We start from the raw sequence: 11534 nt of genomic DNA, 5'->3' as shown, positions 1-11534 counted from the left end.
TAGACTAAAAATATGGGAAAGATAATCAAAAGCAAAGTTTTAGTTATTGTCTTGACTATAATTATAGTCCTTGCAGGTGTTCTGGGGTATTTGTATAAAATATTTTTAATTGACACAAAGTATATAGAGAAAGTCTTTGAAAAAAAGAAATCATCACATGGCAAGCTGGAACAGGTTAAATATCCATTTGATGAAAATAGTGTAAATATACTGGTTATTGGACTTGATAAAGCAAGCAATCGTACTTCTTACGATCTTCACAGGACAGATACTATTTTGTTTTTAAATATTAATTTTAAGGACAGGAAAGTAAAGGGCATATCTATTCCCCGGGATACATTAACTGAAATATATAAAATTGGAAAATTGGACAAAATAAATAGTGCTTTTGGCTATGGTGGAGGAGAGCAACAGGAGGGTTTTTTTTATACTATGGAAACCGTGAGTAGACTATTAGGTGGAATACCAATTGAGTACTATGTGGGGTTTGACCTTGATGCAGTAAGAAAGGTTGTGAATATTTTAGGTGGAGTATATGTTAATGTTGAGACACCTGTCAGGGTAAAAACAAAATGGGTTGACATAGATTTAAAGCCAGGATATCAAAAATTAAACGGCATTGAAACGCTGTACTATGCTCTTTGGAGAAAAACACCGGGTGGAGACATTGACCGCATTAAGAGGGATAAAGAGCTCATACTTTCTGTTTTTGAACAGTTAAAAGCAAGCAACAAAATAATTGTTTTGCCGGAGATATATTGGAAGATAAGAAGACATTTTTATACAAACCTCACTCTTCAGCAGATAACGTCGTTGGCTTATTTTGCTCAGCATATGAGAAAGGAAGATATGATATTTGAGAGCCTGCCAGGTGATTATTTTAATTACATGGGTATAAGTTACTGGAAACCTGATTATGAAGGGATAAAAAAGCTTATCAAGGATTTGCTCGGGTATGATGTAGAAATTGACCTGAAACTGCCGGAAAAGTATAAATATGCACGAAAAATTGTTGTAAGAGCCAAAAAAGAGAATAATAATACAAACCCCGAGGTAAATCAAAGTATTACTTATAAAAGTCAAAATAATGGCAATGAAATCTCTCAAGCTTTACCGGGCACATTAAATGAAAATTATAAGACTCAGACAAGTTATCAGCAGAATTCAGAAAGTATTAATGATAGGACATTGCCACCCACAAATTCTGGTCAAACTCTTCAAAATCCTTTACAGCAACAGCAAATGGATACCAATGCACAGAGTCAAGAAAATATACCATTTGCTTTACCGGATGTGAATTCAGATGTTTACAAACAGGGAGAATAGAAAAAGATATTTTTGACAAAAACTTTTCAATTAGATATACTTTATTATGTAAAGTTATTGAGATGTCATGGGGTGGCAAAGATGTATAAGGTGGGAGATACCATAATACACCCTTTGCATGGAGCAGGAGAGATAGTTGAGATAGTAGAGGAAAAGGTATTTGACTGTACTCAGAAATATTATGTGGTAAAAATTCTGTACAACGGTATGAAAGTCTTGGTGCCCATTAATAGTGCCGAGGAGATTGGCATTCGCAATGTCATTTCTGAAGAAGAAGCAAACAAAGTGTTTGAACTTTTAAAAGATAATAATTTCAAAATTGACATAAATAACTGTGGGAATTACAATAAACGAATCAGGGAAAATCAGCAAAAACTGAAGAGTGGCAATATTTACTGCGTTGTTGAGGTTTTAAAGATGCTTGCAGCAAGAGAGAAGATAAAGGGATTGTCAACCAACGAGAAGATAATGTTCAACAATGCAAAACAAATTTTGGTAAGCGAACTTGGACTTGCAAAAGGTCTTGACATAGAAGAGGTAGAAAAGATGGTTGATAGTATTCTTTTTGAACTTGAAATAGCAGAATAAGGGGGCTATTGTTTGTGGCTGGCTTTTTTGGATTTTTCGACTATACAAAACCAGGACCAGGTGTACCTGAAGATCTCCCGCCAAAGTCAAAATTTATAGTTTTCTTTGAGGTACTGGCAAGAAAGTTTTGGAAACTCTGCTGGTTGAATATTCTCTATTTTCTTGTATCATTGCCTGTGCTGGTTGTGTTGTATCTTTTAATTGGGAGTTACTTGATTCCAGTAATGGAGTCTGCAACAAAGGGAGTACAAAACTTAAAAGATATACAGACAGTACAATCATTTTTAATCAATGCAATAAGTTTGCTTCTTTTAAGTGGTTTTATGGTTTTTGGGATAGGGCCGACCACTGCAGGTTTCACTTATGTTGTCAGAAACTTTGCAAGAGAAGAGCACGCGTGGGTGACAAGTGATTTTTTTGAACATCTGAAGAAGAATATAAAAGAGGGCTTTATAGCATTTATTGCAGACTTGTTAATCATATTTGTCTTTTCTATTGCTATAAGATTTTATTCATACCAGAGTATTAAATACCCGAGTGTGGGTATTATAAAATATTTTTTGATATTTACCTTTATTGTATATGTTATGATGCATATTTATATCTATCCCATGATGGTAACCTATAACTTAAAGGTAAGACATATATATAAAAATGCTTTTATTTTTACAGTTATAAAACTTCCACACACCATAGGAATGTTCCTGTTAATGCTCAGTGTTTGGTTAATTCCATTTTTACTGTTGCTTACAACCGGCTTTCTTCTTGTGTTGTTGCTTTATCCTATTATCTGGGTAAGCATTTTGGGGCTTATGCAGAACTTTTATACAAATTATGTATTTGCACAATATTTGAATCCTCAGAAGCAAGAAGATCAAGCAGAAGGTAAAGATGGTGACATAACCGGGGATGATCAGTTATAATTAAATATGTCACGCATAATTCAAAGAAGGGAGGTATATCTTTATGGAACCGGTACTTGTTTATAACAGACGGGATACATTTAAAAAGAGCACTTTAAATAGGCTCAGAAGTGAAGGATATATTCCCGCTGTTGCATATGGTGATGACATAAAGAGCCTTCCAGGTTATGTTTCTAAGAAAGAATTTGAAAAATTATATCAACAAAAAGGATTAGCTGGAAAAATAAAAATCTTCATTGATGGGAAAGAGAGGACTGCGCTTATAAAAGAGGTACAAACTCATTATGTAAAAGGGAACATTATTCATGTGGATTTTCAGATACTTTCTGAAAACAAGCCTATATATGTTGAGGTGCCAATTATATTCGAAAATGCAGAGATATTAAAGTCAAGAGGACTTGTATTGCAAAGGCAAATGGATACTGTAGAGGTAGAAGGCTTGCCGAAAGATATTCCTGAGCATTTGGTAATTGATCTTATGGAATACGAAAAACCAGCAGCTATTAAATTGAAGGATATAAAACTTCCTGCTGGTATTAAAATTACAGAGGATCTGGATGAGGTTGTTGCTGTAATTGATGTAAGTGAGATTGAAGAAGAGCCAGAAGAAGAGAAGAAAGAAGAAGGCTCTTCATCAAATGGCTAAAAAGTCGGGGGCTGCACATAATACTGTGCAGCCCCCTTTTGTTTGAATATCAATCTTCTATTCAAAACTTTTTAAAAATTCTTTTAAATTATCAATTTGAGCCATTAAAGCTTTTTGGGAAGTACCACCATAGCTTTTGCGCCTTTGTACACAGTTTCTAATATCTATAAAATCATAAACATCTTCTTCAATTTTATCACAGAATTGTCTGTACTCCTTCAAAGAAACATCTTCCAATGTTTTTTTGCTTTCTATACAGAACTTAACAATATTCCCTACAATAAAATGTGCATCTCTAAACGCAATTCCTTTTGAAACTAAATAATCGGCAAGGTCTGTTGCATTGATAAATCCAGATTTACAGGACATGAGCATATTTTCTTTGTTCACTCTCAAAGTTTTTAATATTTCGTTTATAATAATTAAGCTCTTTTCAGCAGTGTCAATAGAATCAAACAAAAATTCTTTGTCCTCCTGTAAGTCTTTATTATAAGAAAGTGGAAGGGCTTTTAAAACTGTCAATAGTCCAACAAGGTTGCCGATTGTTCTCCCTGTCTTGCCCCGTATCAGCTCAAGTGCATCAGGATTTTTCTTTTGTGGCATTATACTGCTACCCGAACAATATGCATCATCAAGTTCAATAAATTTGAACTCGTCAGTGTTAAATATAATAAAATCTTCTGCAAGGCGTGAAAGGTGTATTTGAAGTATTGCAATATTAAATAGCATTTCCAGAATAAAATCTCTATCAGAAACTGTATCAATGCTGTTTTCTGTAACTCCTTCAAATCCAAGTTGGTTTGCAACAAAGAATCTATCTATGTCAAAGGAGGTTCCAGCAAGTGCAGCACTGCCAAGAGGATTTATATTAATTGAATTAAAATTTTGCTTAAATCTGATAAGGTCCCTTTTTAACATTTGAGCATATGCTAATATATAATGTGAAAACAAAACCGGTTGAGCTTTTTGAAGGTGAGTAAACCCTGGCATAATTGCGTCTGTGTTTTCCTCTGCCAATTTTATAATGGTGTTTATCAGATTTTTTATCAACTCTTGCAAATAAATATTTTTCTCACGGCAAAAAAGTCTTTCGTCAAGTACAACCTGGTCATTTCTACTTCGTGCCGTATGGACCTTTTTTCCTACCTGTCCAATTCTTTTTATAAGCTCTTTTTCGATTAGCATATGGACATCTTCATCAGAAACATCAAACTCAATTTTACCATCTCTGTAATCATTCAGAATATCGTTAAGTGCAGTTATAATTAGTTTACCTTCCTCTTCGGATATAATACCACATTTTGAAAGCATCTTCGCATGTGCAACAGAGCCCATAATATCATATTCAAAAAGATTGATATCAACCTTAATAGAGGCATTGAATTCATCAAATATCCTTGCTGTATCTTTTGAAAACCTGCCTTCCCAGAGCTTAATCTAAATCACCTTCTCTCTTGTTTACCATTCCAAATACCTTCAATGGAAGACCGAATAAGTTTATAAACCCTTCTGCATCTTTTTGATTGTACATCTGATCTTCCTCAAATGTTGCAAGGTCTTTAATATAGAGAGAATTTGGAGACTTTGAACCAGCAGAATAAATATTTCCCCTGTACAGTAAAAGTTTCACGGTACCATTAACAACTTCTTGAGTTTTGTCAACAAATGCAGAAAGTGCTTCTCTTAAAGGTGAAAACCAGAGTCCATCATACACAAGTTCGGCAAATCTTATTGCAACAAATTCTTTGAAATGTAATGTGTTTCTGTCAAGGCAGAGGTATTCTAATTCTCTATGAGCATAGTAAAGAATTGTGCCACCAGGTGTTTCATACACACCGCGTGATTTCATTCCCACAAGTCTGTTCTCTACTATATCAGCAATTCCTATACCATGTTCAGCACCGGCTTTATTCAGATACTTCAAAAGCTCAACGCAGTTCATTTTTTGGCCGTTTACCTTTACCGGAATACCTTTTTCAAACTCTATTTCAATAATCTCTGGCTGGTCATCCAATGAAATAGGATTCTTTGTAATCTTTAACACCTTATCAAAGTTTGGCATGTTCCATGGATCTTCTAAGTCAAGACCTTCATGTGAAAGATGCCATATGTTCTCATCCATGCTATAGCTTTCTTCCTTTTTAAAAGGAATGTCTATACCCTTTTGGGCAAGGTAATTCAATTCGTCCTCGCGTGATTTTAAATTCCAAATTCGCCACGGTGCAATTATTTTTATATCTGGCAAAAGAGCTTTTATTGTTACTTCAAATCTTACCTGATCATTTCCTTTACCCGTTGCACCGTGAGCAATAGCATCAGCATTTTCTTTTTTAGCAATTTCAACCAGCTTTTTTGCAATAAGCGGTCTTGCCATTGATGTGCCAAGAAGATACTTTCCTTCATACACTGCGCCTGCTTTCAAAGTGGGGAATATATACTCTTTTACAAATTCTTCTTTAGCATCTTCTATATAAACTTTTGCTGCACCGGTTTTGTAGGCTCTTTCTTTTATAGCCTCAAAATCATCTTCCTGACCAACATCTACTACTACTGCAATCACTTCACATCCAAAATTTTCCTTTAGCCAGGGTATTATTACCGAGGTATCTAAGCCCCCAGAATACGCAAGTACTACCTTATCAAATTGCATTTGCATTTCCCCTCACTTTATAGTTTTTTATAAAATTATACACCCAAATGAATAAATATGCAATGGTGATTCTTTAAATTTTCTTGAGATTTAAGAGGATTTATTTTATTATAATATCTTAGATATGGTGATAAATTCAAGGAGTTGTTTGATGAAAGTAGCTATATTTGGTGGAACATTTAATCCAATTCATATAGGACATTTGATTATGGCACAGTATGTTAAAAATTTTACGGATGTTGACAGGATTATATTTGTACCCAATGGTACACCACCCCATAAAAACTCTGAGATTGCATTGCCACAGCACAGATTTGAAATGGTAAGACTTTCAATTGAAGATAACCCGGACTTTGAAGTGAGTGATTTTGAGATTAAAAAAGAAGGACCGAGTTTTACTATAAACACACTGGAATATTTTTCAATCCTTTATGAAAAGGTATACTTTATTATAGGAAGTGATAACCTTTTTGAGATAAAAAAGTGGTACAAAGCAGAGCAGATACTTAAAAAATTCCCCATCATTGTTCTGCCAAGAGAAAGGGAAAGGGATTTGATAAGAAAACAAATAGAAAAATTTTTTTGTATATACAATGCAGAAATAATTCTGATAGATATGCCAATTATCGATATTTCTTCAACCGAGATCAGAAGATTGATAAAAGAGAACAGGAGTATAAGATATATGGTGCATCCAAAGGTGGAAGAATATATAATAAGAAAGGGGCTTTATAAAGAGTGAATATTGATGCAATCAAAGCAAAACTAAAAGACCTTTTGGATGAGCAAAGGTTTCTCCATTCACTGGGAACGATGGAATATGCAATTTTACTTGCTCAAAGGTTTGGAGAGGATATCCAAAAAGCTATGGTTGCAGGGCTTGTTCATGACTGTGCAAAGTGTCTTGATAGAGAAGAGTTGTTGAATTGTGCTTTCAAATCTGGTATAGTTATAGATAACATAATGATAAATCAGCCAGAGCTTTTACATGGTCCGGCAGGAAGCTATCTTGCTAAACAGCTTTTCAAGATTTACGATGTTGAAATATTGAATGCCATAGCTTATCACACAACTGGAAGAGAGAACATGACAAAGCTGGAAAAGATTATTTATGTTGCTGATTTAATTGAGCCATCAAGAAAATTCAAATCAGTGGAAATTTTGCGCGAAAAGTCTTTTGAAAATCTTGATAGGGCAGTGGTTATGGCAATGGACAATACAATAAAATATGTAATTGAAAAAGGTGGTCTTATTCATCCTTCTACTATTTTTGCAAGGAATCAATTAATTCTCAAAGAAAGCGGGGAGGGCAATTGAAAAAAATCCAACTTCGAAAAGAAGCAAAAGTATTTTTGATTTCTTTTTTAGTTACAATAGCTGTTATTCTTGTTGGAATTTTGGCAACTGGGTTGTATATAAAACAAACAAAAACCATACCACCTTTTTTGGGTGAAATTATTGAAAAGGTTACAAATACTGAAAGTGCCAATATGGAAAACAAGCTTCCTATAAATATTCTTGTGCTGGGAAGTGATGAAAAACAGGGTGGAAGATCAGATACCATAATGCTTGTTCGTATACAAAAAGACTTTCAGATAGTAGTAGTTTCAATACCAAGAGATACAAGAGTTAAAATTGAGGGCATAAAAGGGTACTCAAAAATAAATGCTGCGTATGCCTATGGCAAATCAAAGCTTGCTGTAAAAACAGTGGAAGATGTTCTTGGTATAAAGATAGACAAATACGTTGCTGTAAATTATGAAGCTGTTAAGAGAATAGTGGATTTGGTGGGTGGAGTTGATGTTGAAGTACCGTTTCATCTTTACTATGTTGACACCACGCCCGGAAAAGAGCTTTATATCGACATTCCCGCAGGTCTTCAGCACCTGAACGGTGAGAAAGCTGTTGAATTTTTGCGATGGAGGCATAATTCCAATGGTAAAGAATATGGAAAAGGTGGAGATTTAGGTCGTATTGAAATGCAAAGAAAGTTTGTGTATGCTTTAATTGAAAAAGTATTAAAGCCACAAAATATAGTAAGACTCCCGGTAATAGTACAAACAGTTTCTAAATATACAGATCATAATTTTACAAAAAATGAAATTATGTGGTTTATCCAAAACATAGGTAAATTCAATATGCAAAGTATCATGATGACAATTCTACCTGGTTATCCCAAGTATATAGACAAAATTTCCTATTATATTCTGGATGAAGAAAAATGTAAAGCTTTGGTGGACCATCTAAATGAACCCGATGTATCAAAAGATGAGCTGAAGATTAAAATCTTATCAACTTCAACTGACGAAAGGATAATCCAGTTTAAAAATGACCTTAAGAATAAAGGGTATGTGAGTGTTGAGCTTGGGAGGACAAATAAGATTGAAAATAATCAGGTTGAACTTAAGAGAGTGAATAGAAAGTATTTACAGCTGCTAAAAAATGACCTTGATCTTTCTACTTACGAGATTGTGTATTCACCTGATTATAATGATAGGTTTGATGTTTATATTAAAGTAAAGTAAAAAGGGGTGACATAATTAAATTGGAAAAGATACTTCAGATCGTTAGACTTCTCAGTGAGAAAAAAGCGCAGGATATTGTGGTACTGGATATATCAAAACTTACGATAATAGCTGATTATTTTATAATATGCAGCGCTTCGAATATTCAGCATGTAAAAGCACTTGTTGATGAAATTGAAGAGAAATCTCCTGCTCAGATACTCAGAATTGAAGGGAAAGAGAGCTATAGATGGGTTGTTGTTGACTATGGTGATATAATTGTGCATATATTTCATGAAAAAGAAAGAGAATTTTACAATTTAGAAAGGTTATGGATAGATGCACAAAAGGTTGAGATAGCAATGTAATATTTTGGGGTACTCAAAAGATAAATTTGATGGGGGTATGGTTTATGGAATACAATTTTAGAGAAATCGAAAAGAAGTGGCAGCAAAAATGGTTTTCGCAAAATAAGTACAAGGTTACAGAAGATAGTCCAAAACCCAAGTATTATGTGCTGGAAATGTTTCCATATCCTTCTGGAAAACTTCACATGGGACATGTGAGAAACTATTCAATTGGTGATGTGTTTGCACGTTTTATGAGACTCAAAGGATATAATGTGCTTCATCCAATGGGCTGGGATGCCTTTGGACTTCCCGCAGAAAATGCTGCTATCAAACACGGAATTCATCCTTCTGATTGGACATGGTCAAACATTGAAAATATGAAAAGACAGCTAAAAGAACTTGGTATTAGTTACGATTGGGACAGGGAAATTGCCACATGTCACCCGGACTACTATAAATGGACACAATGGATGTTTTTGCAATTTTACAAAGCCGGACTTGCATACAGAAAAAGATCTTATGTCAATTGGTGCCCATCCTGTGAAACAGTTTTGGCAAATGAGCAGGTTGTAAATGGAAGATGTGAAAGATGCAAATCTCTTGTAGGCAAAAAAGATTTGGAGCAGTGGTTTTTCAGAATAACCAATTATGCAGAAAGACTCCTTCGTGATATAGAAAAGCTTGAAGGGTGGCCAGAAAAAGTCAAGGTTATGCAGAGAAACTGGATTGGAAAAAGCGAAGGTGCAGAAATAGAATTTGAAGTAGAAGGACTGAATAAAAAGGTCAAAGTGTTCACCACAAGACCTGATACTCTTTTTGGTGTGACATATTTGGTTTTAGCTCCTGAACATCCACTTACCAGAGAGATAATTGCAGGAAAACCACAGGAAAAGGAATGTCTTGAGTTTATTGAAAAGATGCAATATTTAAACGAAATAGAAAGGACTTCGACGGAAACAGAAAAAGAAGGTAGATTCACAGGTGGTTATGCTATCCATCCGCTGACAGGAGAAAAGGTGCCTATTTGGATTGCAAACTATGTACTTGTAGACTATGGAACAGGTGCAGTAATGGGCGTTCCAGCTCATGACCAGAGAGACTATGACTTTGCCAAAAAATATAACTTGCCCATAAAGGTTGTAATAAAAGGAGATCAAGTTGATACAGAAAATCTTCAAAGTGCTTATGAAGGAGAAGGTGTATTAATTAATTCGGGTAAATTTGATGGGCTGAACAACAAAGAGGCTATGAAAAAGATTACTGAATATCTTGAAGAAAAGGGTTGTGGCAGAGCTTGTGTTACTTATAAACTAAGAGACTGGTTAATCTCTCGTCAGCGTTACTGGGGAGCGCCAATTCCTATTGTGTACTGTGATGAATGTGGGATTGTACCTGTGCCAGAGGAACAATTACCAGTACTTTTACCATACAATGTTGAGTTCAAACCCACTGGGCAATCACCGCTTGCTTACTGTGAGGAGTTTGTAAATACAACCTGTCCAAAATGTGGAAAACCAGCCAAAAGAGAAACTGATACAATGGACACCTTTATATGTTCATCGTGGTACTATTTCAGGTATGCAGACCCTAAGAATACTGAAAAACCTTTTGAAAAGTCACTTGTGGATTACTGGCTTCCTGTTGACCAGTATATTGGTGGAGTGGAGCATGCAATACTGCATCTTTTATATTCACGCTTCTTTACCAAGGTACTTTATGACCTGGGATATGTGCCATTTGAAGAGCCGTTTAAGAATCTTCTGACGCAGGGTATGGTGTTAAAAGATGGAGCGAAAATGTCAAAATCTCTGGGGAATATTGTAAGTCCTGAAGATATAGTGGAAAAGTATGGTGCTGATACAGCAAGGTTATTTATTCTTTTTGCGGCACCGCCTGAAAGAGATTTAGAATGGTCAGATCAAGGTGTAGAAGGCTGCTTTAGATTTTTAAACAGGCTTTGGAGACTTTATATTGAGCTGAAAGATAAACTTTCTAATAAAGATTTAACAGGTCAGTCCGAACTTGATGATGAACTGAATTACAGGCTAAATTACACAATCAAAAAGGTTACAGAGGATATTGGAGAAAGGTTTAGCTTCAACACCGCAATTAGTAGTATTATGGAGCTTTTAAATTTCTTGTACGATTACAAAGAAAAAGGAGTTTTAAATGAAGAATTGGTTTTAAAAACACTCAGGAATCTTCTAATTTTGATATACCCATTTACTCCGCATATTGCATGTGAGTTATGGGAGATTATGGGGTTTGAGGGAGATATTGAAGATGTTTCATGGCCAGAGTATGACGAAAATGCACTTGTCAGAAAAAGTGTAGAAATAGCTGTTCAGATAAATGGCAAGATAAGAGCAAGATTTGAGATTCCTACTGATATTTCTGAAGATGAGCTAAAAGAAAAGATTTTGAATGATGACAAGATAAAAGATCTTTTAGGTGGAAAAGAGATTGTGAAGTTTATATATGTTAAAAATAGACTTGTTAATATAGTGGTGAAGTAACTGTAAAAAAAGAGGGTCAACCGACCCTCTT

Annotated in this window: 11 protein-coding genes; 9 read left to right on the top strand and 2 right to left on the bottom strand. The window is 34.8% G+C overall.

Features of this window, described 5'->3' with window-relative positions; genetic code table 11:
* Window positions 1–12: 12 nt before the first annotated feature.
* From OTK00_RS06925 to OTK00_RS06910, 4 genes are all read left to right on the top strand, one after another.
* Complete coding sequence (locus tag OTK00_RS06925; protein ID WP_045169617.1) at window positions 13–1326, top strand: LCP family protein; 1314 nt, start codon at window positions 13–15, stop codon at window positions 1324–1326.
* 81 nt (window positions 1327–1407) lie between these two features.
* Window positions 1408–1914 (top strand): CarD family transcriptional regulator, encoded by a 507-nt coding sequence (locus OTK00_RS06920; RefSeq protein ID WP_045169616.1) that lies wholly within the window; start codon window positions 1408–1410, stop codon window positions 1912–1914.
* 14 nt (window positions 1915–1928) lie between these two features.
* Window positions 1929–2837, top strand: coding sequence for a YesL family protein (locus tag OTK00_RS06915; protein WP_045169615.1), 909 nt, complete (start codon window positions 1929–1931; stop codon window positions 2835–2837).
* Between the two features lie 43 nt (window positions 2838–2880).
* Window positions 2881–3483, top strand: coding sequence for a 50S ribosomal protein L25/general stress protein Ctc (locus OTK00_RS06910; protein WP_045169614.1), 603 nt, complete (start codon window positions 2881–2883; stop codon window positions 3481–3483).
* Window positions 3484–3540: 57 nt separating this feature from the next.
* On the opposite strand, the gene argH is transcribed toward OTK00_RS06910, so the two are convergent.
* Together argH and OTK00_RS06900 are read right to left on the bottom strand one after the other, a co-directional pair.
* Window positions 3541–4920, bottom strand: coding sequence for an argininosuccinate lyase (gene argH, locus OTK00_RS06905; protein WP_045169613.1), 1380 nt, complete (start codon window positions 4918–4920; stop codon window positions 3541–3543).
* On the bottom strand, window positions 4916–6133 hold the full coding sequence (locus tag OTK00_RS06900) for an argininosuccinate synthase (protein ID WP_045169612.1): 1218 nt from the start codon (window positions 6131–6133) through the stop codon (window positions 4916–4918). Before OTK00_RS06900 ends, argH begins: the two co-directional genes overlap by 5 nt.
* 151 nt (window positions 6134–6284) lie before the next feature.
* Here OTK00_RS06900 and nadD point away from each other — a divergent pair, with 151 nt between their 5' ends.
* From nadD to leuS, 5 genes are read left to right on the top strand one after another with little or no spacing between them, the layout of a single operon-like run.
* The gene (gene nadD / locus OTK00_RS06895) at window positions 6285–6875 is read left to right on the top strand and encodes a nicotinate (nicotinamide) nucleotide adenylyltransferase (protein WP_045169611.1); all 591 of its coding nucleotides are present in this window, start codon (window positions 6285–6287) and stop codon (window positions 6873–6875) included.
* Window positions 6872–7450 carry a bis(5'-nucleosyl)-tetraphosphatase (symmetrical) YqeK gene (gene yqeK, locus OTK00_RS06890; RefSeq protein WP_045169610.1) on the top strand — a complete coding sequence of 193 codons (579 nt, stop codon included), beginning with the start codon at window positions 6872–6874 and terminating at the stop codon, window positions 7448–7450. Before nadD ends, yqeK begins: the two co-directional genes overlap by 4 nt.
* The gene (locus OTK00_RS06885) at window positions 7447–8658 is read left to right on the top strand and encodes an LCP family protein (protein ID WP_045169609.1); all 1212 of its coding nucleotides are present in this window, start codon (window positions 7447–7449) and stop codon (window positions 8656–8658) included. The genes yqeK and OTK00_RS06885 overlap by 4 nt, the downstream gene beginning before the upstream one ends.
* 20 nt (window positions 8659–8678) lie before the next feature.
* Window positions 8679–9005, top strand: coding sequence for a ribosome silencing factor (gene rsfS, locus OTK00_RS06880; protein ID WP_082054634.1), 327 nt, complete (start codon window positions 8679–8681; stop codon window positions 9003–9005).
* A 44-nt stretch (window positions 9006–9049) separates the two neighbouring features.
* A complete protein-coding gene (leuS, locus tag OTK00_RS06875; RefSeq protein ID WP_045169607.1) occupies window positions 9050–11503 on the top strand; it encodes a leucine--tRNA ligase in 2454 nt (817 codons plus the stop codon).
* The last annotated feature ends 31 nt before the right edge of the window (window positions 11504–11534 follow it).

It is taken from the genome of Caldicellulosiruptor morganii (genome assembly GCF_026810225.1).
In the GTDB taxonomy this organism is placed as follows: domain Bacteria; phylum Bacillota; class Thermoanaerobacteria; order Caldicellulosiruptorales; family Caldicellulosiruptoraceae; genus Caldicellulosiruptor; species Caldicellulosiruptor morganii.
Note: the sequence above shows the minus strand (reverse complement) of the source record. Positions and strands in the feature narration are given on the sequence as shown.